Origin of the sequence: Phormidium sp. FACHB-592, from assembly GCF_014695795.1 — a bacterium.
GTDB lineage: Bacteria > Cyanobacteriota > Cyanobacteriia > Leptolyngbyales > Leptolyngbyaceae > Stenomitos.
This window is the reverse complement of the sequence record NZ_JACJOZ010000032.1, coordinates 141,256-166,604: the sequence shown is the minus strand read 5'-3', so window position 1 is coordinate 166,604 and position 25,349 is coordinate 141,256. Positions and strand designations below refer to the sequence as shown.

General features: G+C 49.5%; 22 protein-coding genes. 10 read left to right on the top strand and 12 right to left on the bottom strand.

What is annotated here, in order from left to right; genetic code table 11:
* Nucleotides 1-65 precede the first annotated feature (65 nt).
* Nucleotides 66-1,559, bottom strand: a complete 1,494-nt coding sequence (gene cysS / locus H6F86_RS07960; protein ID WP_190447820.1) for a cysteine--tRNA ligase — start codon at nucleotides 1,557-1,559, stop codon at nucleotides 66-68.
* A gap of 166 nt (nucleotides 1,560-1,725) precedes the next feature.
* On the opposite strand from cysS, the gene H6F86_RS07955 reads away from it, so the two are divergent.
* The gene (locus H6F86_RS07955) at nucleotides 1,726-2,907 is read left to right on the top strand and encodes a GTP-binding protein (RefSeq protein ID WP_190447819.1); all 1,182 of its coding nucleotides are present in this window, start codon (nucleotides 1,726-1,728) and stop codon (nucleotides 2,905-2,907) included.
* Between the two features lie 75 nt (nucleotides 2,908-2,982).
* On the top strand, nucleotides 2,983-3,270 hold the full coding sequence (locus tag H6F86_RS07950) for a (2Fe-2S) ferredoxin domain-containing protein (protein WP_190447816.1): 288 nt from the start codon (nucleotides 2,983-2,985) through the stop codon (nucleotides 3,268-3,270).
* A gap of 116 nt (nucleotides 3,271-3,386) precedes the next feature.
* On the opposite strand, the gene H6F86_RS07945 is transcribed toward H6F86_RS07950, so the two are convergent.
* The 8 genes from H6F86_RS07945 to H6F86_RS07910 form a co-directional block, all read right to left on the bottom strand.
* Nucleotides 3,387-5,078: a hypothetical protein gene (locus tag H6F86_RS07945; RefSeq protein ID WP_190447814.1), complete on the bottom strand. Its 1,692-nt coding sequence runs from the start codon at nucleotides 5,076-5,078 to the stop codon at nucleotides 3,387-3,389.
* A gap of 95 nt (nucleotides 5,079-5,173) precedes the next feature.
* Nucleotides 5,174-6,079 carry a glycosyltransferase gene (locus H6F86_RS07940; RefSeq protein WP_190447812.1) on the bottom strand — a complete coding sequence of 302 codons (906 nt, stop codon included), beginning with the start codon at nucleotides 6,077-6,079 and terminating at the stop codon, nucleotides 5,174-5,176.
* Between the two features lie 33 nt (nucleotides 6,080-6,112).
* A complete protein-coding gene (locus H6F86_RS07935) occupies nucleotides 6,113-7,582 on the bottom strand; it encodes a lipopolysaccharide biosynthesis protein (RefSeq protein WP_190447810.1) in 1,470 nt (489 codons plus the stop codon).
* Nucleotides 7,583-7,586: 4 nt separating this feature from the next.
* Complete coding sequence (locus H6F86_RS07930; protein WP_190447808.1) at nucleotides 7,587-8,801, bottom strand: glycosyltransferase family 4 protein; 1,215 nt, start codon at nucleotides 8,799-8,801, stop codon at nucleotides 7,587-7,589.
* Nucleotides 8,779-9,831 carry a glycosyltransferase gene (locus H6F86_RS07925; protein ID WP_190447806.1) on the bottom strand — a complete coding sequence of 351 codons (1,053 nt, stop codon included), beginning with the start codon at nucleotides 9,829-9,831 and terminating at the stop codon, nucleotides 8,779-8,781. Before H6F86_RS07925 ends, H6F86_RS07930 begins: the two co-directional genes overlap by 23 nt.
* A 39-nt stretch (nucleotides 9,832-9,870) precedes the next feature.
* Nucleotides 9,871-11,427 (bottom strand): NAD(P)/FAD-dependent oxidoreductase, encoded by a 1,557-nt coding sequence (locus H6F86_RS07920; protein ID WP_190447804.1) that lies wholly within the window; start codon nucleotides 11,425-11,427, stop codon nucleotides 9,871-9,873.
* A gap of 114 nt (nucleotides 11,428-11,541) precedes the next feature.
* The gene (locus tag H6F86_RS07915; protein WP_242033420.1) at nucleotides 11,542-12,600 is read right to left on the bottom strand and encodes a glycosyltransferase; all 1,059 of its coding nucleotides are present in this window, start codon (nucleotides 12,598-12,600) and stop codon (nucleotides 11,542-11,544) included.
* A gap of 962 nt (nucleotides 12,601-13,562) precedes the next feature.
* Nucleotides 13,563-13,820, bottom strand: coding sequence for a chlororespiratory reduction protein 7 (locus H6F86_RS07910; protein ID WP_190447802.1), 258 nt, complete (start codon nucleotides 13,818-13,820; stop codon nucleotides 13,563-13,565).
* A gap of 218 nt (nucleotides 13,821-14,038) precedes the next feature.
* Here H6F86_RS07910 and H6F86_RS07905 point away from each other — a divergent pair, with 218 nt between their 5' ends.
* Nucleotides 14,039-15,034, top strand: a complete 996-nt coding sequence (locus H6F86_RS07905; RefSeq protein ID WP_190447800.1) for a YegS/Rv2252/BmrU family lipid kinase — start codon at nucleotides 14,039-14,041, stop codon at nucleotides 15,032-15,034.
* Between the two features lie 55 nt (nucleotides 15,035-15,089).
* On the opposite strand, the gene H6F86_RS07900 is transcribed toward H6F86_RS07905, so the two are convergent.
* The gene (locus H6F86_RS07900; RefSeq protein ID WP_190447798.1) at nucleotides 15,090-16,565 is read right to left on the bottom strand and encodes an MFS transporter; all 1,476 of its coding nucleotides are present in this window, start codon (nucleotides 16,563-16,565) and stop codon (nucleotides 15,090-15,092) included.
* A gap of 206 nt (nucleotides 16,566-16,771) precedes the next feature.
* Between H6F86_RS07900 and H6F86_RS07895 the strand changes: the two genes are divergently transcribed.
* Entirely contained in the window at nucleotides 16,772-17,299 is a 528-nt protein-coding gene (locus H6F86_RS07895) for a phosphoribosyltransferase family protein (protein ID WP_190447797.1), read from the top strand.
* A gap of 238 nt (nucleotides 17,300-17,537) precedes the next feature.
* On the top strand, nucleotides 17,538-17,969 hold the full coding sequence (locus tag H6F86_RS31495; protein ID WP_199305147.1) for a hypothetical protein: 432 nt from the start codon (nucleotides 17,538-17,540) through the stop codon (nucleotides 17,967-17,969).
* Between the two features lie 32 nt (nucleotides 17,970-18,001).
* On the opposite strand, the gene H6F86_RS07885 is transcribed toward H6F86_RS31495, so the two are convergent.
* Nucleotides 18,002-18,979: an AEC family transporter gene (locus tag H6F86_RS07885; protein WP_190447795.1), complete on the bottom strand. Its 978-nt coding sequence runs from the start codon at nucleotides 18,977-18,979 to the stop codon at nucleotides 18,002-18,004.
* Nucleotides 18,980-19,260: 281 nt separating this feature from the next.
* Between H6F86_RS07885 and H6F86_RS07880 the strand changes: the two genes are divergently transcribed.
* The 5 genes from H6F86_RS07880 (at nucleotide 19,261) to H6F86_RS07860 (ending at nucleotide 23,594) form a co-directional block, all read left to right on the top strand.
* The gene (locus H6F86_RS07880; RefSeq protein WP_242033419.1) at nucleotides 19,261-20,067 is read left to right on the top strand and encodes a M15 family metallopeptidase; all 807 of its coding nucleotides are present in this window, start codon (nucleotides 19,261-19,263) and stop codon (nucleotides 20,065-20,067) included.
* Between the two features lie 250 nt (nucleotides 20,068-20,317).
* Nucleotides 20,318-20,803: an orange carotenoid protein N-terminal domain-containing protein gene (locus H6F86_RS07875; RefSeq protein WP_190447793.1), complete on the top strand. Its 486-nt coding sequence runs from the start codon at nucleotides 20,318-20,320 to the stop codon at nucleotides 20,801-20,803.
* Between the two features lie 477 nt (nucleotides 20,804-21,280).
* Nucleotides 21,281-21,502 carry a hypothetical protein gene (locus H6F86_RS07870; RefSeq protein ID WP_190447791.1) on the top strand — a complete coding sequence of 74 codons (222 nt, stop codon included), beginning with the start codon at nucleotides 21,281-21,283 and terminating at the stop codon, nucleotides 21,500-21,502.
* A gap of 116 nt (nucleotides 21,503-21,618) precedes the next feature.
* Nucleotides 21,619-22,683: an NADH:flavin oxidoreductase/NADH oxidase gene (locus H6F86_RS07865; protein ID WP_190447789.1), complete on the top strand. Its 1,065-nt coding sequence runs from the start codon at nucleotides 21,619-21,621 to the stop codon at nucleotides 22,681-22,683.
* Between the two features lie 212 nt (nucleotides 22,684-22,895).
* A complete protein-coding gene (locus tag H6F86_RS07860) occupies nucleotides 22,896-23,594 on the top strand; it encodes a DJ-1/PfpI family protein (RefSeq protein WP_190447950.1) in 699 nt (232 codons plus the stop codon).
* Nucleotides 23,595-23,631: 37 nt separating this feature from the next.
* On the opposite strand, the gene H6F86_RS07855 is transcribed toward H6F86_RS07860, so the two are convergent.
* The gene (locus H6F86_RS07855; RefSeq protein WP_190447787.1) at nucleotides 23,632-25,284 is read right to left on the bottom strand and encodes an AarF/ABC1/UbiB kinase family protein; all 1,653 of its coding nucleotides are present in this window, start codon (nucleotides 25,282-25,284) and stop codon (nucleotides 23,632-23,634) included.
* Nucleotides 25,285-25,349: the final 65 nt, after the last annotated feature.

Genomic DNA, 25,349 nt, shown 5'->3' with positions numbered 1-25,349 from the left:
GTTGTTAGTGGTTGGTTGTTAGTTTTTAGACAAGACTCAACTTTAGAGGACTAACAACTAATCGTTCAATTGCGGTGCCATCGCGTTACGCCATCTTTCTGGTCAATCAGCGTGATGCCTTGAGACTGAAGTTCGTTGCGGATGCGATCGCTCTCTGCCCAGTTTTTCGACTGCCGTGCCTCTTGCCGTTGCTGGATAAGCGCCTCGATCGCAGCATCAGACAATCCCTCTGGTTCAGCAATCGTCACTACGCCCGTCAAGCCCGCGAGAACCCCCATAATCACAACATCAGACGATACCTGTGGTTCAGCAGCAGTTAAGCCCAAAACATTAATCAAGCTGGCAAAGGTTTGCCATTGGCGTTGTAATTGCTCAACGGGTAAATCCGGCTTGCCTTGATGTACGAGTTGGTTACCTTCACGACTGAGCGCTTTCGCTAACTCAAACACAACCGAAAGGGCGATCGGCGTGTTGATGTCATCATCCATCGCCTCATTAAAGCGATCAACTACCGTTTGATCCAGGTTATCGGTAGCGGCAGACTGCCATCCGGGTAAGGCTGCAAACTGCGTCCCAAACTGGAGCGCTTCTTTCAGCGTTTTCCAGCTACTGACGGCAGCATCCAGGGCATCAGCGGTAAAGTCGATCGGCTTGCGATACTGCGCCTGCAAAACAAAGAGCCGAAACGCCATCGGGTCATAATTCGCAAACAAATCGCGGGTAAGGCGAAAATTGCCCAACGATTTGGACATCTTCTCCCCGTCCATATTGATGAAGCCGTTGTGCAGCCAATATTTTGCTAATGGTTTGCCCGTTACTGCTTCGCTTTGAGCAATTTCATTTTCGTGATGAGGGAATGTGAGATCCATGCCGCCACCATGAATGTCGATCGACTCCCCCAATTCATCACGTACCATCGCCGAGCATTCGATGTGCCAGCCCGGTCTACCCTTACCCCACCGCGATTCCCAGAACGGTTCGCCTGGTTTGGCTGCTTTCCACAAGGCAAAGTCAGCAGGGTCTTTTTTCTTATCAGCCTCTTCGTCTACGCGACCGCTGGCTCCAGCCTGCATCTCCTCTAGCTTGCGTCCTGACAACTTGCCATAGTCTGCAAACTGGCGCACAGCATAATAAACATCGCCATCGGCAGCATAGGCGTACTGCTGTTGCTCCAATTCGTGAATGAGGCGCTGAATGCCGTCGATCGCATGAGTGGCACGTGGATAAGCATCGGCACGGAGAATATTGAGACGATCGGCATCTTCAAAATAGGCAGCAATATATTTCTCAGCAATTTGCTCCATTGTGCTGTTTTCTGCCAGCGCCCGTTTCAGAATCTTGTCATCAATATCGGTAAAATTCTGGACATAGCGCACGTCATAACCACACCACTTCAAATAACGTCGCACCACGTCAAAAACCACAAAAACTCTCGCGTTGCCGACGTGAAAGTAGTTGTACGCCGTGATGCCACACACATACATCCGCACCTTGCCTGGTTTGATCGGCTCAAATGGCTCCTTGCGTCGGGTGAGTGTGTTGTAAAGCGTGAGTGGCATAGCAATATCGTTCAAACAGCGAGGACAATTATAGGGAGGCGGCGATCAGCGTTTTCACTAAACAACCCAGCCTAGATCGGTGATAATGAAAAAGTGTGCAGCGGTGCGATCGTACCGTTCATCGTAACGACTACCTTTATCTTCTAATGTCTCGGACATTTGCGCTATGCAATCAGCCACCACTCCTGCCTCTTCCTCTGCGATCGATGCGCCCAAGCGTGGCTTACCCGTCACCATCATTACAGGGTTTTTGGGCAGCGGCAAAACAACTCTACTTAACCATATTCTGACCAATCAGCACGGTGTTAAAACAGCCGTTTTGGTCAACGAGTTTGGCGAAATCGGCATTGACAACGAACTTGTCATCACTACAGGCGAAGATATGGTGGAGTTGAGCAATGGCTGCATCTGCTGCACCATCAACAATGACCTGGTAGAAGCCGTTTACAAGGTTCTAGAGCGACAAGACTCGCTCGATTACCTCGTCGTCGAAACCACGGGGCTTGCCGATCCCCTGCCCGTCGCGCTCACCTTTTTGGGCACCGAACTGCGGGATTTGACGCGCTTAGACTCCATCATCACCCTGGTTGATGCCGAAAACTTCAGCCTAGATCTGTTCAATAGCGAAGCCGCCTACAGTCAGATCAGCTATGGCGACATCATTCTCCTCAATAAAGCTGACTTGGTAGACGAAGCCAATTTGGACGCGCTGGAAGTAAGGATCCGTGACATCAAAGAGGGCGCACGCATCCTACGCACTGTCAAAGGGCAAGTGCCGCTAGCCATGCTGTTGAGTGTGGGACTCTTTGAATCTGACAAATACTTCGCTCCCGATGAAAAAGCGCATGATCACGAGCATCATGACCATGATCATTCTGGGCATGAGCATCATGCTGATGAGTCTCATGAGCATGAGTCTCATCAGCATGACCAGCACGAGCATGAGTCCCACGACCATTCTGCTTGCGATCATGATCATGGGCATTGCGACCACGACCATGACCACGCGCATCATTCTCATCACCTAGAAAACGACGGCTTCACCTCTGTCTCTTTTGCCAGCGACAAACCGTTCGACATCCGCAAATTTCAATATTTCCTTGACAATCAGCTACCAGCCACTGTGTTTCGTGCCAAAGGCATTCTCTGGTTTAGCGAAAGCCCCAAGCGTCATATTTTCCACCTAAGCGGTAAAAGGTTTTCACTCGATGACGACGACTGGAAAGGTGAACCCAAAAACCAGCTTGTGCTGATTGGTCAAAACCTGGATCACGATGCGTTGCGATCGCAAGTCGAAAACTGCCTCACCGTTGCCTCTGCTGGTCGCGGTAAAGGCTTTGGCAAGTAGTTAAGTTGGTTTGAGTGATGAGTTCTTAGTCGCTTCTCAACTCAAAACGCATCACTTAAAACTCATCACTCTTGTATGGATTCTGGTCGTCAAATTCTCGTCTGCCAGTATACTAATTGCCTTGCAAATGGCTCTGCTGCTGTACTGGCAGCTTTTCAGGCAGCCTCTGTGCCGGGAGCAATGGTCATTGGCTGTGGCTGTCAGGGACAGTGCAACATGGGTGCAACCGTCCGCGTGCTGCCCGACGATACCTGGTATTGTCGCGTGAAACCCGAAGATGTAAGGGCGATCGTTGAGCAACACCTGAAGCAAGGCAAACCCGTTGCAGCTCTCCTCCATCCACGCTTTCATCCGCAGTTTTAAGAGCGGGGAGAAACAAAAAGGTAGAAGAACAGAAGTGGTAGCCGAAAAAGGCAAGGAGTGGAATCCTGCTGCTAATTCATGCGGCTAGAGGACACGCGAACTATACGATCGCTTTTCTACTTTTGCGTCGATTGATGTACAAAACCAGCCTGGATGCCACGGTTAGGATTACGCAATCTCACCTCCTTCTCGACTTGAAAGGCACAGGGAATTACTGTGTTCCAACATACTTCCTTACCAGTGGGTGATCGATAGGCGATATCATTCGTTTGCTTCTGAGTTGTGGAGACATCCATCAGCCGTGGCGGCAACAGCAACTGTAGTGGTTGCCTCACAGCAACAGTGGTAAGTGCAGCAACAGCAACCAGAACCACCGCGATCAGTCTGCGACTGCTCAGAGCGCCACCGAAGGGGAAGGAAGATTTGAAACGTCTGTGACAATAAAGTGCGATTGCCACTGTCGGCAGCAGAATGGTATAAGGCAACAAAAAGCGAGAAACTGGTGCCGTTTTCATAACGAAGAGGGTGCCTGCAAGCCCAGAGGTAAGCAACCAGAGCTGACCAGAAAACTGCTTGAAAACTGCTTTACGCGCTAGAAAGGGTATGGCAGCCACCGACAACACCATGAACCCTACCAGAACTTTGTGCGTTTCAGAGTTGCCAAACCATTGTTGAAAGCTCCATAGCCACGGATTAACGCCTGGTGGTGGCTGATACCAGGTGACCCAATTGGATGTGTTGTCACTAACAGCTTGAACACTCTTTGCCAGAGGCGACCAGGGAAGAGTCAAACAAATGGCTGTCGAGGGAAACAACGGACAACCAGACGTAATAATGCCGTGAGCTATGAGAGGCAGCAACATAAGTCCGGCAAGCAGACCTCCTGCTACAGTTTTGCGCCACTGCTTTTGCATCGCAGCAAACAGCAAGAAGGAAATCGCGAGGATAGGTAAGGCAACCAGTTTGATCGTTACTGTGCCAGCCGCTAGCAACAGGGGTACAAATGCTTCCGAAAAGAAGGTTTTCTTGGGGCTAGGGATGACTGGAGCGTTTGCTATAACGACAACTGCCCAGGCAACTGTACCAATAAGGAAGGCGATCGGCAGGTCTGGAGAAGTGGAAACAAGTATGTTGCGATGAACTTCGACGATCGCAATCAAAAGCCCCAACACACCAAAATAAGCGATCGCAAACCAGTCACTGCTCTGGGCTTGGTTTTGCACACTGCGAGCAAGCCCTAAAAAGAACTGGCATACTGCTAAAAGGAATGCGAAACCCGTAGCAACAGTCAGCATCTGTCCTGTAAAGATGCCTGTATTGAAGGGCGCAGCCAGCGCGAACCAGGACGATGTAAAGCCTAAATTACTGAAGAGTAGCGCCAAACCGGGAACAGCACTGAACCGTGCCAGCCACTGAATAACGCTGTAGTGATACAACCCCGTGTCTATCCAAACAACGGGCTGCACCATAATGGCAGCGACCCCTACCGACAATAGTGCCACTGCCAAAAGTTTGCGCCGCGATAGCGTAACCAACCAGTGCCGCACCTCTTGTCGTGTACCAATCGATCGCAGCGCCACTCCACAGAGCACCAAAGCAACAGCCAACCCCACCAGCGGCGAAAGCGGCAGCAATAGTGATGTAGTCAGTAGCCCCGTCGCTAAAAGCACCAGTCCCAGCCAGGCAGCAAGAAGTTGGCGATCGCCCTGCCGTTCAAAGCTAGACGCATTCAAATCATTCAAGACTCCAGCGCCAATGATGCTGCAAAAAATGAAAAGAATTGTCCAGGCAAACAGCAGGGAAAGCATACAATCAGTTATTGAATTAGCGTCAGCAAGAGCTAGAACCAGTCGCCTTCACTAAAAGCAAGTTAACTAAAACGACTGTAAAAAAGTAGCAACTGTTAAACAACGCCTAGTTCAGTTGACTTCTTAGAATTGTTAACTCGTTCCCAAAAGAAGCCTGCAACGTTGGCAATTTGTGAGAGTAGCAAGAGCAGCAAGAGCTGAATAGCTTGAAGCGGAGCGGCTGTGATGAAAGCATACCGCAGCAGATTGAAATAAAACGAGAACGGCTCTATCTGGATGCCTGTTTGCGATCGTTGAGCACGCACTTGATGAAAGCAAAAGGCACCGCGTCCGTAGTTGAAGTGCTGTCGCCAAAAGGTTCGCAGAGTCAAATGATGAGCATGGCGGATCTGAACCGTTGGCGCAAATAGCATTTTGTAGCCTTGATGCAGCCAACGATCGCAAAATTCCCGGTCTTCTCCGGCAGCAAGAGGGAACGAGGTATCGAAGCCGCCAAGCGCTCGAAATTGCGCCACTGGCATCGCAAAATTGTTGGAAGCAAAGAAGCAAGCGTCTGACGTTTCGTTGTAATAGCTGTAGAGATAATCGATCAGCGCTTGACTAGCAGCAGAACAGATATTTTCCGGCAGTGCGTTAAGCGTCCGTCCACCAATCAGACGATCGGGCGATCGCAGGGCGTGTTGTTCCAAAGTTTGCAAATAGGTTGGTAACAACACACAATCGTCATCTGTAAACGCTAGAAATTGCCCTTTGGCATGGGCGGCTCCTGTGTTGCGGGCAGAGGCTGGACCAGAGTTTGGCTGACGAATGAGAGTGATGTCAATTTGCTGCTGGAAGGGCGCAACCGTTGCCTCCAGGGGGGTTGAGCTACCATCATCCACCACAATCACCTCAAACCGATTGCGGGGATAATCGAGCTGAGCGATCGACTCAAGGCACATCTGCAACCGTTCTGGACGGTTATAAGTAGGAATGACGATCGAGAACTGGAGGGACGACATATGCTAGCAGTCCTTACAAGAATTAGTGGCAGTTTAGTTGGAGGGTTTAGCTTTCGAGCGCATCAGAAGCAACTGAATAAAGTCCAGCAAACAAGTAAAGAGGCTGGGCGACAAAAAGCGAATTAATCCGGCATAAACAGCAGTGCCAAGCAAGGAACTCACCAGCACTATGAGAATCGGTATGTTTGTTATCGAAAGAAGAAGATGGCGCGCCAATAAAATGACGATCGACATCAAAATAGCGCTTGCTAAAGGTACAGCAAACTGCTTTAGGTAAGTTAGAACAGGAGCATTAATTAAGCGGCTGACTGCCCATTGTCCGATTGGAAAAACTAGATAGCCACGAACCACAAATGCTACCGCAACGGCAACAATACCCCAGCGCACTGCGATCGAAAAACCAATCAAATTCAGTACCATAGACAGCAGCGATAGCCATAGGCTCCAGCTTGGTTTACCCATTGCGACAAACACAGAACTTTTGAAAAAACTAATTGACTGAAATAGACCTGCTAGTGCCAGCACTTGCAACACCGGAATGGATGGTAACCATTGTTTGCCAAAAATTAGCACAATTAGTTCAGGAGCAAGCACTGCTACACCTAAAAAGGTTGGAAAGGCAACTAGACTTGTCAGCTTAGTAGCGGTATAAAAGGTCTGACGAAACTGCTCCAGGTTGTTTTGCAAGCGAGAAAAAGTTGGCAGGGCAATTTGCTGGGTTGTTTGCACAAGCAGTTGCTGCATTACGGTCAAGATCCGGTAAGCAATCGAATAGTAGCCTAATGCGATCGCGCCCAAAAAATAACCGATCAGCAAATCATCAGCACGGCTGTTTATGAAGTTCAAAAAGTTAAAGCCGATGATGGGAAAACCGAACTGAAACAGTTCACGAAAGCGGACAAACGAAAATCTAAGCTGTGGTCGCCATGCACTCGCTCTCCATAAGACAAGAACGCCGACCAACTCTTGCACAATCTGCTGCACTACAAGGCTCCAAACGCCAAAACCAGAGAGCGCCATTGCTATGCCAACGGCACTGCCAGCGATTGTGCCGACGAGAACGCGAGTTGCAGTCGCTTTAAAGTTAAAGGCGCGTTCCAGCAAGGCTTGCTGCACATTGCCACAAGCAGTTACTAAGAATAGCCAGGAGAGCGCTTGTAAAATTGGTGTCAGCCGCGACTCGTGGAATCCGGCTGCCACAAAATCTGCCCCCGTAAAGCCAATCAAAAATAAGCCAAAACCGATCGCCAGACTTGACCAGAAGGCAGTATGAATATGGTCAGACTCTAAATCTTGCCGCTGAATTAGACTTTGAGCAAAGCCTTGCTGTAAAAAGATTTGCAGCAAGGCAAGAAAGATATTTGCCATTGCCACCAGCCCAAAAGCCTCAGGTGCTAGCAGCCGCGCTAGCAGAAAAAAGACAACTAGCGATCCAGCCTGGCTGCCCCAATTTTGTAAAGCAGACCAAAAAACTCCTTTTAGTGCTTTCTCCTGGATGCTCATCTACTTACGCTAAAGCATCAAGAGAACGGGAACAGGTGGGGTAGTCGGCTCGAATCTGCTGATAGATGTCGATGAAGCGATGAGTGCGCTGCGTTTCGCTAAAGTGCTTGAGGGCGCGTTGTCGCCCAGACTGCCCCATTTGTTCTGCTAAAGGACGATCCCATAACAGCCGCAGTAGGGGATTTGCGAGCGCGTCCACATCTCCAGGCGGAACTAAAAACCCGGTGACGCCATCTTGAACAATTTCTGGCTGACCGCCAACTGCACTAGCAATCACCGCCGTTCCGCGCATCATCGCCTCAGTCGAGACATTGCCAAACGGCTCTTCCCACTGGGACGGCACGACTTGCACCCAAGCCGCTTCAAAGTGCCGCTCCATTTCGGCGAAGGGTAGATGTCCGAGCCAATTTACAGAATTGCTCACGCCCAATTCCGCTGCCAAGGTTTGCAGAAAATTTGCCTCGCTGCCCTGTCCGGCAATGAGTAGTCGCGCTTGGGGAACCTGCGGTAGCACTTGGGCAAAAGCCCGCAACAACACTTCAACGCCTTTTTCGGGAACAAGCCGTCCGGCAAAAACGGCGGTGGGCGGACCTTGCAGGGCAGGGCGCATCGGACGTTCGGGAACGCCATTATGAACAACTTCAACCGGGGAAATACCTTCGGCTTCAAGCTTGGCTTTCATGCCGTGGCTGAGGGCAACGACGCGATCGAACACATGCCGCCAGCGTTGCCATAGTTGTCGTTGCAGCATCAGCGGTAGCCAAGATTGCGCCGTCAAACAGCCCGATCGCCAGCAAACTACACCCGCAACAAATTTGCAGGAACGTCCGTTGGGCAGGACCTTTGTACCAAGCGGACAAATCGCTTTGTACACCGCAGTTTGGTAAAGGCAAGGCACATCCCGTAAAAGTGGCAAAATCAAAGGCGATAATTGCCACATGAACATACGTACATGCACAACATCCGGCTGAAAGTTGTACAGGGCTCGCTGTAGCGTCAAGTAGGCTGAGGGATTTACCACCTGTGACAGCACTTGCAGTTTGCTAGTCGTCCCGAAGCAGGTGTAATCGGACAGTAATGGACTTTTAACCATTTGCGCTCGACTTGCCAGCAGGCGCACTTGATGACCACGATCGCGCAAGCCCTGCCTAAGCGAGAGCATTTGCAGTTCAGCTCCGCCTGTTGCTGTGCTGTAATCATGCAGCAGCAGAATTTTCATGCGTCTCCTGGGCAATTGGGAGGGGCGTACACTGGGGGGCAGGCGCTAAGTATCGTCTAGCGTAGCGATCCGTAAGGTAACGATTGAGGCGCTTTTCAAGTGGGGCAAGCAGACCGTACATAACAACTTTTTCAAGCCAACGAGTACGGATGCCCAAGGTGAGGCGGCGGACGATCGGCATTAAGATTGTTTTGCGTCTTCGCCAGCCTAACGCCTTATATTTCTGTTTGAAGTAGCTGTCTTCTGCTAAGTCCCACTTTTGCCGCAAACGGTTTAGGCTTGCCAGTTCCCAAGCATCACTCCAACGCAACATATAAAAGTGCCAGTCGCTTAAGGGGAGTGGTGAGGCAGGAACATAAGTAACAAGACAGTCTGGCTCAAAGTAGACGGTGCCGCCAGCTTGAGCCACAGCCATACAAAAATCGACATGCTCTTTTGTGTTAAGCATCGCTTCATCAAAGCTGCCAATGCGATCGAATATTTCGGTACGCACAAGAGCACAGTGAAACTCGCAAAGTTCGGTTTGGCTACGTTGAAGCTGCGATCGCACCTTTGCTACAGGCTGCCCCTGTCGATACATTTTTTCGCGCAATCGATTTCTACCCTTCACATCGCGAATAACGCGAGACTCACCGCCAGCAAAGTGAATGTCCTCATGCAGCGGCAAATATTGGCACATCAACGGACCAACTACCGCTGCACCCGTTTCGTTCGCACAGTTCACTAGTGCTTCTAGCCAACCCGGAGTAACAACAACATCATTATCAACAAAGACAACATATTTTGTGTCAACTTTGGCTAAACTCAGATTGCGAGCGCGGTTTGGAGAAAGATAGTGGTCAATGCAAATTAGCTCAAAGGCTTTCTCCTGAGCTTGCGCTTTGAGATATTGCTGTAGAGTGGGCGGCGAATTGCCATCCACATAAATTAATTTATGTGGCATCTGCGTATAGGCAAAAAGGCTCTCTAACGATTCGCGAGTATAGCTGAATCGCTCACGGGGTGTCACTATAATCGTTACTTCGGTCATTAAGATGAAACCTCCAAGCAAGACAAGAAGTGGTTTAAGCTATGCAGCAGTCGATTCCTTGAGCTTCAACTTTTCTTCAGCAGGCTTTTGATTTGCTGCCGTCCAGCGATCTTTGGTGAACTCTTCGTGGTAGGAACGTTCCACATTTACCGTCCACAAGTCATGCTTCTCGCCCAAGATATTTTTCACCGCCAGCATGGCTGTCAGCATGGAATGATCTTGATTGTTATAACGATGCATGCCATTTCGACCTACCGTTTGCAGATTCTCAAACGTTTCCAGATACTCCTGAATCACCTCTAGATGCTGGCGATACTCACCGTCATAAACTGGATATGCCTTGCGCTGGCGAATGACAACACCATCTTCCACATCATTAGGTTGCACACCCAGGTTCAGTTCTACGGCTTCACGACCTGCTAGCTTGATCAATTCAGCATCAGGCATATCCCAGAGGTCGTCGCCTTCGCTGCAAAAATATTCCATACCAAGGCAGGTTTTGCTTTGATCGGGAACCATTGCTGGACTCCAGTTTTTGAAGTTTTGAATCCGTCCCACTTTAAATTCAGGGCTATGGATATAGATCCAGTTATCCGGGAAAAGATCGGGCTGATTCACAATTAGAGAAACAATCAGAAAATCTCGGTACTTCAAACCGCGCGCTGCTTCCAAAACGTGCGCTGGTGGTGGCGGACTAAGGCGATTTAAGAGTGCCGTCACAGGCATCGTTGAGACAAAGTGATCACCTGTGATGTCGTAGGTGTCATCGCCTTGTTGCACCGTAATACTCTCAATTTGAGTGCCATTTCGCTGCACTTTGGTCACGCTGGTATGAAGATGAACCGGGCTGCCTTGAGTGTTGAGAATATCCTGGCAAGCTTCCCACATCATGCCAGGACCCAAAATAGGGTAATCGAACTCTTTGATAAGGCTTTTCGCGTTCTGGCTACCAAACAGCGCATTAATGACAGCCCGTTTCAGCGACATCCCCTGAATGCGTTGTGCAGCCCAATCGGCTCGAATCTTGTTGCAGGGAATACCCCACACTTTCTCGGTATAGGTCTTGAAAAAAGTACGGTAGAGCCGCCGCCCAAAGCGATCGCTCACCCAGTCTTCAAAGGTTTCAGGCTCCTGATAGTTGATTCTGGCTTTGAGTTTTGCCTTGAGATAGCTCACCAGAATAAAGAAACTGGGTAGGATGCCTAAGTTAGTTAACGTGTTGAACAACGAGAGAGGATAGTTGTAAAACTTACCCTGGTAATAAATGCGCGAGAGACGCGGCACTTTAATGAACTTGTCGCCCAGAACCTCTTTCCAGAAATCCTGCACCTGCTCAATTTTGGTAAAAAAGCGGTGCCCACCAATGTCAAAGCGGTAGTCTTTGTAGGTTTCTGTGCGAGAGATGCCACCAACTCGATCGGCTTGCTCGAACACGATCGACTGTACGCCCTTCTTGAGCAACTCATAGCCAGCGGTCAGCCCTGCGGGTCCTCCACCCATAATCACAACCGGAAAATGCTTCCCTTCGTTCGCTTCAAACTGCGTTTGTCTGCTTCCAGCAAGTTGCTTAATTTCTCTTTCTTCAGATAACTGCATAGTGACGCTTTGTTGGAGTGGAACAATAACCTTCCAAATCAATTCAAAATGAGAATTGACGAGTCAAAAACTGCCATGAGGGCTGTACGATCTGCACTCACTCAAGCTTGAAATTCAGGCTTGGGACAATTGAGTTTTGGGAACATTTCTTTTACTAAAGAGGTGGTAGCGGAGTGTGCCAATCGCAAAAGCGAAGCCGCCATAACAGTAGTAAAACCAATGCCAGGGAACAACTTTCAATGTAAAAACCAGTCCCCGTTGCTTGAGGAAAAACTGATAGACAGGCAAATTCAGCATTAAGAGAGTGAGGCTGATAATACCCGCAATGCCTAAGGCACCGAGCCACCAGAATGAGCCAACCAGCGCTAAAAGCAGGCTATAAACCAGAAGAATGCTTAAGCGACTAGAGGTTCCCAGATTTAAATCATTAACAAACTGGCGATCGCGCCACAGCAATTCTGTCCAGGGTAGTGCTCGATAGAAAATTTCAGCCCGTAGCAGATTAAAGGCTTCCCAGCGCTTGAGATGCTTTACCTGCACTTGCTTGCAAAGATGGATAGAATGCCCTGCTCGCTTGAGCCGATAGCCTAACTCAATGTCTTCGATCGACGGATAGCGATACGCTTCATCAAAGCCACCAACTGCTAAGAAGACCTCTCGCCTCACTGCACCACAGGCACCCCAGAAGGTCGAAGCTTCCTCAGAACCCTGTTGATGAGTGTAGTGATGGAAGAGATTTTTGTACTGAGACAAAAAGTTGGATGCACCTGGTGCATCATCATAAGAGCCAATTAAGGCAGCAATTTGAGGCTGCCTGTCAAAGGCTGCTAACACTTGCTCTAGAGTATCAGGGGCAAGTGTAACATCTGCATCCATGAAGAAAAGAATGTCTCCGTGAGATGCCTGAGCACCCAGATTTCGCGCTTTAGCAGGACCGCCTGCCTGAGGCACTTTAAGTACTTGTGCCCTAGCGGTCTGACTAAACGCCTGCGCCAACTCCTCGGAAGTATCAGTACCACCATCGACCACAATAGTGATTTCAGCAGCAGCGGCAAAGCACTCCAAGCTGTCTAAACAGTGGCGAAAGCTTTCTCCGCCATTATGAACGGGGATGACAATGGATAACGTGAGGTTTCCTGAAGAAGTCATATTGGTCATAAGCGGTTGCATCATCGCAATGATGAAAAGACGACTACCAAGCGTTTTGACCAGAGAAATTTAAAGACAGAAAATTTGAAGTCGTTTTAAGTTCAGGAGTTTCAACACGGACAAAGTAGAACAGGGTAAATTCTATTTGCATCTCCCTTTCCGAAGAGAGGTCTTAATGCCTTCAATCTTCTATTTGAAAGTAAGAGAAATCGACTCTAGAGAACTCCATCGTTAGTGCCAAAGCACGGTAATCAATTGAAGAACTGTAGTTGCACTTTAACCACAGTGACCTCAAAGACCAAATTTTTGGGGTCGATTTACCTTGTCTTCATAAAACGCTTACGATAAACTCCGTATAATTACTGGATTTATGAAGTTACTGTAAAGCAAGTCATTAAATCTTGCTTATGGAAAACTAGTTTTACTTTGAGGGAAACTTTTACTTTGAGGAAAACAAATATTTTGGGAACAAATACTAAGTAATTTTGTCCAGGCTTAAGGCAAAGTTTTTAATCTAAAAATAGAATATTGCATTTATCAAAGAGATAAAGAGAACTGAAAGAAACTGAATTAAGCAGCTAGTTTAGTCTCGAGAAGACACGAGGCTATTGTCGTCTTAGAGAAGCATTAAAGGATGATTGCTAGTTTGCCAAGTCGTCGCTTGTCCACCGTTGTACAGGCGATCGCGTAACAGTTAGCAGTAATGTTTGCTTTCGATCTACTTAAGCGATCGTTTGCGGTTAGAGGGTCTGAGGCACAGTTTCTTGAAGCGCAGTAAGGTAGCCCTGCGTAGTAGTAACCCAACCCAAAAACTTCCCGATATTGAAAAGGGTGGCAAGTCAATACACAGCTAGCCTTGCGAAATAGTCGAGGGCAACGTCTATCTCATACGTTTTCGATCGCAGTTTCAATACCTTTGTGCAGTCGCGAAAGTTTGGGGCAGCAGGGTTAAGAATGGCGTGTCGCTACAAAGGGAGTCTGTGAGGCTATTTCTCCAAACGGACGGCATACCATTGCAGAAATTCGTCGGGACCCACATCCAGTTCGCAGGACGTTTCGAGCAAATACTGCGCTTGATCTTGCACAGAAGTAAACTTTTGCAGATCTCTAGGAAGGTCATCTTGTCGTTTTGCTAACACGCCTTTGAGCTTGTCGAGCAGTTCAGCAGTGGTAAGGAACTCTTCCGATCGCCCAGATTCCAGCAAAACAAACGTATCGCTTTCGTACATACGTGGATCGGGCATGGCTCACTCTTCTCCTGTGCGGCTTCGGGCTTGATCACTGAGGACTACTCCTATTGTGCAGTCTTCTGGAAGTACCGAGCCTCTGTTCCTGATTTGCGCGATATAATCGTTGGTACGGGAAGTAGCATGGTACGGACTGTTGAGCGATCCGCTAGTCTTTGTAGAAGCTAGCCTGAAAAAAGTCCATCCAAACACCCATCCTAAAAACTTTAGCGTCTATGAAGCGTTCTGCCTGTCTGATCTTCAATCCAGTGGCGGGTAAGGGTGACCCAGATCAAGATCTGGCAACGATTAAAGCTTTGCTAGAGCCTGAAATTGATCTGGATATTCAGCTCACAACAGAAGAAGTCGGTGCTGATGCACTCGCGATCGCAGCAGTCAAGCGCGGTGTCGATGCCATTATTGCCTCCGGTGGCGATGGCACACTCTCGGCAGCAGCAGCAGCTTTAGTTGGCACTACTATTCCCTTTGGCATTATTTCACGCGGAACTGCTAATGCCTTTGCTAATGCGCTGGATATTCCTGACACGATCGAAGCAGCTTGCCAAACGATCTTAGGTGGCGCAACCAAAACTGTTGATGCGGCGTACTGCAATGGACACCCGATGGTGTTGCTAGCAGGCATTGGGTTTGAAGCAGAGGCAGTGGAGTTAGCCGGTCGCGAGGCGAAAAACCGCTTTGGTATCTTTGCTTACGTGTTGGCAGGGTTTCAGGCGTTGCGACAGATGAAAACGTTTGAAGCCGAAATTGAAACTGAAGACAAAGTGATTAAGTTGACAGCCGCTGCGATTACGGTTGCAAATACGGCTCCGGCGACTTCTGTCCTGGCACAGGGTCCGTCAGGCGTAGTAGTTGATGATGGGTTGCTGGATGTGACGTTGGTGTCTCCAGCGAACAAGGCAGGGGCGATCGCGGCAACTTACCATCTCTTGCAAACGGCGCTGAGTGGCGATGCTGTCGATCGCGATGATATTGGCTATCTCCGTGCCAAACGAGTCAAAATTACAACCGAGCCAGAGCAAAAAGTGGTTTTGGATGGCGAACTAATTGGCAATACGCCGATCGACGTTGAATGCGTTCCTCATGGACTCACGCTCTTTTACCCTCTAGTCGAAGAGACGTTACCGACCGAAAAACTCGAAGGGTTGCCAAATCTGGTAATTGAAATGAAGAAGGCACCGGACGGTGAAGGTAGCTTTGGTGAGCATGAATGAAGTCGGTTTGTACAACCGCCTGTCGGAACGCGATCTGTAACGTTCCGACAGACGGTTAAGGCTCCTCGCCCTGCGCTTGCAGCCGCTTCCGTTCTTGCAGCTTTAGCAAAATCTCAGCATGGACTTCCTTTGTAATAGGGTAAAAGTAAGCCAGCACCAGCCCAATCAGTAGCACCAGCGTTGGCAGTGGACCGATCGCCAGCTGGATAGCTGCGATCGCAGAGGGTGGCTGCACAGGCGCGGGTTGGCACGGCACCGTTTCCTTAAAGCCAGCGATTGCTAATCCCTGACCCAGCAAAAACAACCCAAGAGCCAGCCCCACCTTCTGTAGCAGCACCATAAACGAGTAAAAAATGCCCTCGCGCCGCTGCCCCGTTTGCAACTCATCCAGTTCAACGACATCAGGCACCATTGACCAGGGAATCAGGTATGCAGTTGCCACACCAAACCCCGCCATGACTGCCAGCACGTACATCAAGCCAATTTGTCCTGGCTTGAGAAAGTACAGCCCCGCTTGAGCAATAATCCAGACACCCATACCCATAAAATAAACCGCTTTTTTGCCCACGCGCTTGCTGATCTCCGTCCAGACAAACAGCATGACCAATGCCGTCCCCTGTACAGCTAACAGTACCGGAATGAACTGATCTTCCCGCTGCATCACGTTGACAACAAAGTAGGGAATGATCGAGGCAGTAATTTGCACTGCTAGCCAGGAGCAAAAGTAGATGCCAATAACGTAGAGAAACGGTCGGTTGCTAAAGGCGATTCGCAGTTGCTCTAGCAGCGGGATAGTGGCGGTTGATTCTGTTTCGAGTCGGCGGTTTTCGGCAACCATCACCTGTCTGCGAACACCCCAGACGCACCAGTACAGCGACACGATCGAAATAACTGCACAAACAATGCCCAGCACCGTATACTGCATTACACCAGCGTTGCAACTTCCACCTGGCGCTGTACTGGGCTTAAAAACGGCAAAGATCACCTGTGCCAATAGCAGTGAAGCAATGCTGCCCCCGATCGAAAATAAGAACCGAAAGCTATTGAGACTGGTGCGCTCGTTGTAGTCCTGAGTCAGTTCGGGGGTCAACGCCGTGTAGGGAAGGTTGACCGCTGTATAAGCTGTATTAAACAACACCGAAACGAGAATGTAATAGCCAAAGAGCCACCACTGATTTGTGGCTGGATCAGCACTAAACTGAGGCACAAGCCATTGCAAAACATAAAAGATGCCAAAGGGGATGGCTCCCCATAGCATCCACGGCAAGCGGCGACCCATCCGGTTTTGGGTGCGATCGCTCAAAACACCCACAAAAGGGTCGTTGACGGCATCCCAAATCTTGCCAATCAGCAAAATACTGCCTGCCAAGCCAGGGTTAATACCTGCCACATTAGTAAAAAAGAATAGTAAGAAAAACGCCAGAATATTGGCAGTAATGGCCGGTCCGAGATCGCCTGCGCCGTACGCCAACTTGGTAGGAAGGCTGAGTTTTGGCAAGGTCGGCGGAACAGAAGAAGCGGAATCATGCATAGTGGGATACAAGAAAAGCAAATAACAGTTGTATTATCTTTTTCAGCTTGAGGCGCTTAGCTTGGGGCTTTTTGGCTTCAGGCAGACGCTTGCATGCTTAGAGTGGTGAGTTTTAAGGTAGTGCCTTCCGCCCAAAACTCAGAACTCAACACTCAAAACTTAAAACTTACTGCTTACCGCTTGCTATCCCTTTCCTACGTGCTGTCATGTCAGATTTATACATCTCCTGGTCAGAATATCACCAAAAAATTGAGCAACTTGCCGCCCAGGTGCATCAGTCCGAATGGAAATTTAATCAGATTATTTGTTTAGCCAAAGGTGGGCTGCGGGTTGGCGATATCCTGGCACGCATCTTTGATCTGCCACTGGCAATTCTGGCGACCTCTTCCTATGGCGGCATTGGTGGACAGGTGCGCGGCTCGATCACCATTTCGCGGGATCTGTCGATGACGACGGCTAATTTGGGCAGTCATGTGCTGCTAGTAGATGATCTGGTGGATTCGGGTGTCACTCTTAAAAAAACGCTAGTGTGGCTCGATCGACGCTATGGGTACTACGTAGAGGAAGTGCGTACAGGCGTGCTCTGGTATAAGAATTGTTCTGTGATTACCCCAGATTATTACGTGGATTACTTACCCGATAACCCGTGGATTCACCAGCCCTTTGAGCATTATGAGCAAATGAGTCCAGACGCTTTAGTAGCATCCCTACCATCTGCACCCGTGACACCGTAGACGCAGTATTAAGTTGCGATCACTGCACGTAGATTCAACAAGCTCAAGTTGGGTATTGGTACGCAGGACGTTCAGGATGACGCGATCGGGTGATGAAGTTTCGGTATTTCTGTCGATATAATTAAAAGAATCAGGTGTGAAGTTCCCCGCAAATGTACTGTTCAGTTTTTAGGTGGGTTTAAGTCACTGCCTCAGCTTGGCTGAGTTTAGAGTGACTTCAAGTTTTTCCGAGGTAGTAATGCGAGACTCTAGCGATCGCCGCTCAGTAACACCGACCGCCCATACGTCCTACTCGAAGAAGCGTTTAGGTGGGTACTTAGTCGAGGCAGGCTTGTTGACCCCTGCTCAAATTGATGTAGCGCTTAATGACCAGAAGCTAACAGGTATGCGCTTCGGTGAAATTTTAGCAGCGCGAGGCTGGGTTAAGCAGCAGACGATCGAATATCTGATGCACAAGGTAGTGCTACCAGAGCAAAAAGACGTTAAGCAACCTGCAAGCCGCACAATGACGGCATCACAGCAGAGTGGTAATGTGAGCGCTCGTGCAGCAGACATACCCTCCCCTCATGGCTCCGAAGCAGGTAAGCAAGCAATTCGACGGGATGCGCTGATCGCCAAACCGCTCTCATCATCCAACCAGCCTGATGGTGATGTGAGCTGGGTGGGTTAGGGGTTGCCAGAGGATTAGAGGTTGTCAAAAGGTTAGGGATTACCGGAACATAGCCAGAGCCAAAAAGGCAGCAACAGCACCAATCCTAAACAGCCTACTACCAGCGCTGTCACCGTCAATTCTTGATCAAGCTCATATGCTTCAGCAAGCACTAACGTTGCAAAGGCAGGCGGCATTGCCATCTGTAGCACGATCGTTCGATAGACTAAACCGCTAAGACCCAGCGCCCACAGCACCATCCCTAGCAGCAGCGGCACAAGCAGCATCTTGATACCAACACTGAGTAGGGCTGGTTTGACGTGTTTGAAAGACGATAGCTGGCTTAAGCGCATCCCCATCAACACAAGCGACAGGGCAACTACAAACCAGGCAACACCTCGCAGGCTATTTTCTAACAGCGGTGGCATAGGAGCATCACGGTAAGCTAACCCAAGTCCAAAGCTCCACAGCGCGGGATTCTTGATTATTGTTGCTACCGCTTGCCAGGGGCGCCAATGCTTTTTGCTGCTTGGCTGCGTTGCATCCGTTGTCTTGCTACCAAAGTGAGCCGCGATCGCCACGCCCAAACCATACGACCCTAGCGTTGATCCCAGTAGATCATAAAACAGCGTCCAGGCAAAGTATTGCGGTCCTACCAGCGCCAGCGCTACGGGATAACCAATGTAGCCCGTGTTGCCCAGCATGGATGCCAGCAGAAAGCTACCCTGAGTTTGGTGGCTAAACGGTCGATCACAGAAACGGGCATAGTGCTGCGATCGCTGACCGAGCCACCACGCCAAGCCTGCACCCAGTAGTATTGCTGCCCACGCTACGACTGGAGCGAGCCACAATGCTGCCGTTAGCTGTGCATGACGCAGAAAGGCAAAAATGCTGATCGGCACCCCCACCCAGAACAAAAACTTTCCCAGTAAGGCAGGCACCGTTGGAGGCAGAAGGCGACCGCAGACCCAGCCAACGAGTGTCCAGCCCAATAACGGCACGTAAATCGTCAGCAGGTTGTCAACGGTCATGGTAATACCAATTTAGATTGAAGGCGACGCGCCTGTAAAAGCACAGTAAGTTGATCGCCAACCCAACGAGTCCTTTGAGGCGATCGCACGATCAATGCTTTCGCTGTACTGTAAGAAGACTGTAAAAACTGGCTCAGATTTTAGCCTCGTGATTTAAGGTTGTATAACAGGAGACTGTTTCCCGTTTATCGCTTGAACCAACCGATAAACACACAACCAGGAGATCTGACTCAGTTTACAATTCCTGTAATCGCTATTGCTTGAGTGTAGGAGTTGAACGATTGGATAACGCTGGTACCCCCGAAAAGCCCTCAGAAACTACGCCAAAGTCGCCTCTGCCGATGGATGATATTCCCGTGGCGCAGCGCGAAGGGCAGGAGGTAGCCCCCAAGCCTCAAACAAACATCGTTTTGCTGATTGGTAGCCTAGCGGCTTTGGGCATTGCCGCACTAGCAGCAGGCAGTTTTATGGCGCTGCGTATACAGCAACCACAAACCGATACCCTGGCAATGGAAAGCCCCGCAGCAACGGCTCAACCTACACAGGCAGGCTCACCGACTGCCACACCCAATGCGGAGACGTTATTGGGACACTTTGCCTACCCCGCAGCACCGCAGGCAGAACTAGCACCGATCGTCGCCGATGGCAGCATCAAAATGCGAAAAGCCGCTGCTCAAGCCTATCGAGAGATGACTGCCGCTGCTCAGCAAGAAGGGATTAGCCTTGTACCGATTTCAGGCTTTCGCTCCCTTGAGGACCAAAAATATCTGTACTTTGATGTAAAAGCCGATCGCAACCAGAATGCGACTGAACGCGCTAAGGTCAGCGCGCCGCCTGGGTACAGCGAACACCACACGGGCTATGCCGTCGATATTGGTGATGGCAACACGCCTGCACTCAACCTGAGTCCTGACTTTGACAAGACAGCTGCTTACCGTTGGCTCAAGGACAACGCCAACCGCTACAGCTTTGAACTCTCTTTCACCAAAAATAACCGTCAGGGCGTCAGCTACGAACCCTGGCATTGGCGCTACGTCGGCGACATCCAAAGCTTAAAGACGTTCTACAAAGCGCGAGGACAGAAGTAGTCTTGGTTATTAGTTTTTAGAAGTATTTGCTTCGTTGGTTATAAATGACGATCGACATACACGCTGGTAAATCTAAGCAAGCGGCATAGGGAAAGCGTTGGACATTTTTCAGTGAGTCTGTTCATTATTGAATTAGTGTGCTTATCTACACAACCTCTTTCTAAAGAAGAATTGTGAGCTTCTGTCTTCAGTAGGGTTAAGGCGTGTTTGAACATTTGTTAACGTTCAGAGGTCGTTTTTTGAAGAAGCTATGATAGACACCAACACAACTAAGAAGCCTGATCAAACTGTTGAAGCATTTATGCAGTTTGGTGCCGATGAGCAACTGGCGCTTTTGTGGTTTATTTATGAAGAAGTCAAAGGCTCAATTACGCCCAGTGCCTCTGATAACGAAACTGGCTTTGCGATCGCCCAAGCATCCGTTGATCAATTAGCACAGATGTCTCAAGAGGAGCAATTGCAAGCCCAGCGTGACATTATCAATGGTTCTACTGATGGGGTTGCTCACGACTATGCCAACTTCAATTCGAGCAATCGCATTGCCTTCTGGTATCTGTTAGGGCAAGAAATGGAAAAAGGACGAGTAGTCAACGTGCCATCAGATTACAAACTACCACCAGAAGCACAGGGTTTCATGGATTCTTTCAAGGGCTATGACTTTGAAGATCAACTTACTGCTATCCGCAACGTAGTTTCTATGATGGGCAGTTCTCCCAAACCAGGCGCAATGGCTTAAGCTAAAGCCGAAAATTCAACTTCTGTCTGAGCACTTTAATAAAAATCTCAACTCTGTCTGCTGAGATTCTGAAATCTTCTTCAAAATAAGGGTTCAGAATCTCAGTTTTTTGTTTAAAGCAGACATATTTAGCGATCCTAAACCATCTTCTAAATTGTTATCCTCTTGGCAAGAGGCAATAATTCCTTGGACTGTAGCAATGGAAATACGCCATTCTAGCCAACACTAATAACAATATTTTTTGGACTGAAGGAACAGTTTACGTGCTCAGTTAAGTAAAACTATTGGAACTAGTTTCATCTGTACATAATAACCTGCGACCTCATTTTGTCTCATTTCAAGACTAAGTGCTGAGTAATAGACAAATCTATTTAATTGGTGATCGAAACTGTGGTGATACCATCCTGAAAAACTGTTGGGTTATTTTCTAACAGTGGAAATAGTCTGATTGGACATTTTGACAAAGCAAGTGCAATTTTGTACTTGCTTGAAAGGCTAACGCTCAACATCGGTCATTTCCAATCAGGTGGCAATCGCTTGGTGACTGTACCGGATGTAATTGCCATTCCCAAAGCCAGCAATCCAAAGCATCTTCGAGAGAATCGCACGACTTTAGTTTTGACGCTTACAACCGTGGATTTAGCGAAACCCGATGCACACCTTCTTCCCACTATTAGCGGTCATCTGCATCTCTCCTAAAGTTTGGATTTAGCGAAACCCGATGCACACCTTCTTCCCACCCCGCAGAAAAAGGGCACTAGTAATGAGATAGCGCTAATTTAATTACTGATGGATTTCAGCAGGACTGTTCAACCATGCCGCATTTATTTGAGCCATACAAGCAACGCAGCGTTACCTTTCGGAATCGTATTGCCGTGTCTCCCATGTGTCAATATTCCAGCCAGGATGGGTTTGCCAACGACTGGCATCTCATTCATCTGGTCAGTCGAGCCGTGGGTGGGGCTGCGTTGGTGATGACTGAAGCAGCGGCAGTTGAGCCACAGGGACGCATCACCCCTCAAGATTTGGGAATCTGGCAGGATGCCCATATCGAAATGCTGGCACGCATCGTGGAGTTGATTCATTGCCAAGGTGCGATCGCGGGGATCCAGCTTGCCCATGCCGGCCGCAAAGCCAGCACAGCACGTCCCTGGGATGGTAGAGCAGTGCTTGAGGAATCTCAAGGAGGCTGGACGACCGTTGCTCCCAGTGCCGTTCCCTTTAAGCCAGAGAGCCCTGTGCCCAAAGTATTGAGCATCGAAGACATTCAACGGCTAACTGAATCATTCGTCAACGCCGCCCGCCGTGCCCTAGAAGCCGGATTTAAGCTGGTTGAAATTCATGCAGCGCATGGCTACCTCTTGCATGAATTTCTGTCTCCCTTGAGCAATCAACGGACAGATGAATACGGCGGTAGCTTTGAGAATCGCATCCGGTTTTTATGCGAAGTTGTGCAAGCGGTACGAATGGTTCTGCCAGATCAAACGCCGCTTTGGGTTCGCATTTCGGCGACCGATTGGGTTAGCAATGGCTGGGATATTGAACAAAGTGTTGCCCTTGGCAATAAGTTAAATTCGCTAGGCGTTGACCTAATTGATTGCTCATCTGGTGCAATCGTGCCCGGTGAAACAGTTCCTGTGGGGGCTGGTTACCAAACGCCCTTTGCCGCTCGCATTCGCCGCGAAGCCAAAATTGCCACCGCAGCCGTTGGTATGATTGCAACACCAGAGCAAGCGGATCACATCATTCGGACCGAGCAGGCAGACATGGTGTTAGTGGGACGAGCCATGTTGCGTGATCCTTACTGGGCATTACAGGCTGCGAAACAACTGCATCAGCCGATCCCGACTCCCGTGCAATACGATCGCGCCTGGAGTTAAGCGGGCTGCGATCGGTTCTGTAGTGCAGAGGTTCAAAACGATGGATGAACCTGGTTATGTTAGAACATACGTGTCGTTCTGAGCGCAGCGGAGCGAAACAAAGAAACTCAACGCTCTGCTAGAAGCCAAGCTGCTTCAAATCGCTACGCTTCATTCAACGCGGCAAAAGGCACGATTCAAGATTGCTATGTTAATAAAAAAGAGGAATGATGATGAAAATCTTGATGGTATTGACTTCTCACGACCAGCTTGGTAACACAGGTCAGAAAACCGGATTTTGGTTAGAGGAGTTTGCCACTCCTTACTACGTCTTTAAAGATGCAGGAGCCGACATTACCCTGGCTTCTCCTAAAGGTGGGCAACCACCGCTCGACCCCAAAAGTGATGCGACCGATGCCCAAACGGAGGCAACCCTTCGCTTCAAGCAGGATACTGATGCCCAAGCCGTTTTAGCCAACACCTTAACGCTAGCGAGTGTTGCTGCTAACGATTATGATGCGGTGTTCTATCCCGGTGGTCACGGACCATTGTGGGATCTAGCAGAAGATGCAGATTCCATTGCGTTAATTGAAGCTTTTTATAGTGCTGGCAAGCCTACAGCCGCCGTGTGTCATGCTCCCGGTGTGTTGCGCCATACCAAAGCTGCCGATGGTTCTCCGTTAGTGCAAGGCAAGTCTGTAACGGGCTTTGCCAACACTGAAGAAGAAGCAGTTGGACTAACCAGCATCGTGCCGTTTTTGGTAGAAGACGAGTTAAAAAAGAACGGCGGCAAGTATGCCAAAGCCGCTAATTGGCAGTCCTATGTGACGAGCGATCGCAATTTGATTACTGGGCAGAATCCTGCATCATCCGAAGCCGCAGCCAAAGCGGTTTTACAACAGCTAGCCACGTCACAAGGAGTCACTCTATGACATAACAAGGTTATCCAGGGTGCCCGTACAAATAGTTTTAGCGAAGCCGCCCTGATCGCAGAATGCTAACGATCAGCCAGAGTCCGAGAAAGCTGGCGGAGAAGAAGAGGACGCTGCTAACCCAAAACAGCCGTCCTGTGCGATCGTTTGCCAAGATGGTCGCGGCACCCATAATCAATGCTCCAACGACGATACTGAACGAGAGGCGGTTTGCAGAATCATCCACACTCCGGCGGAGCGGATCAAGATCTCGCAGGTTCAGGTTCCACTGAAGGGTTTCGGAAGTGACGCGATCGAGCAGTATTTCTAGTTGGCGAGGCGATTGGAGAGAAAGGGTTTTGAGATCGAGCGCAGTACGTAAGAGTGCCTGGAGCGGTGCTTCCCCCACCAGTTGTCGTCGAAACAGATCGGTCATTAGCGGTTTGATCTGATCTGCCAGATTAAAGTCGGGGTCAAGCTTACGAGCAACACTTTCCAAATTTGCCAACGTTTTGGCATAGAGACCCATGTTGCCGGGAACCCGCAGGTGGTTTGCCCGAGCACGCTGAAGGATATCGTAAAATAATTGGCTGAAGTTGACCTGTGCCAGATTGAGGTTGAAGTAACGCCGCAGCAGGCGATCGTAGTCACTTTCAAGCTGTGCCAGATTAACTGTTTGCACCGATTCTGCCAGTTGCAGTGTGAGTTGGGTACAACGTTGCGCGTCAAGGTTGACGATCGCCAGCAGCATTTCGGTCAGAACTTGCTGCGTGCGTGGATCGAGCCGCCCGACCATACCGCAGTCTAGCAGCGCCACACGACCATCTCTGAGATAGAACAGGTTGCCGGGATGCGGATCGGCATGAAAGAAGCCGTCGATGTAGATTTGCTGAAAGAAGGCATTCACTAGCAGACTCACGATCGCACGACGTTCAGCCGTGGCATCACCACCATGACCAATGCCAGTGAAGTTCCCTTGCAGCAGCGGTACACCGTCTAGCCACTCCATCACCATCAGCCTTTCGGTGGTCAGCTCCCAGTAAATCTCAGGCACAACTAACTGCTTAGGGTCAAACCAACGACTGCTAGAGAGGTTGCTGCGAAGCTGGTCAGTATGGGTGGCTTCCAACATGAAGTCTAGTTCGGCAAGGAGCGCAGTTGCAAATTCTTCTGCCAGCGCCTTGAGGTCATAGTACTTGCCAAAGTTCGTGCGCGAAACGAGGTCTGCGAGACTGCGGATGAGCGCGATATCTTGATCAACGATCGCCTCAATGCCAGGACGCTGAATTTTTAGCGCGACTTCTCGCCCGTCTGCCAGGGTCGCGCGATGGGTTTGGGCGATCGATCCAGCCGCAACAGGTTGGTGATTAATGGTGGTAAACGACTCTTCGAGCGGGCGACGCAATTGCTGCCGAATCACCACTTCCACTTCTTGCCATGAAACAGGAGGCACTTCTGCCTGAAGAGCGGTGAGTGCCGTGATGTACTCTGGCGGCAGCAAGTCAGGTCGCGTACTCAGCAACTGCCCCAGCTTGACGTAGACGGGTCCCAGTTCAACCAGAATGTTGCGAAGGACAGCAGGCGGTGGCAGTTGCGGTTCTTCAGCTTTGGTGCCTGTCAGCAGTCGTCGCATATAGCCCCAACCATTACGGAGGACAACTTCTGCGATTTCGCGCTGGCGAGCGCTCGATTGGGCGAGGCGAGAAAACATTCTTAGTTGTTAGTGGTGGTAGTGGTTAATTGGCGGGCGATCGTGATCACTGTAACAACTAACCA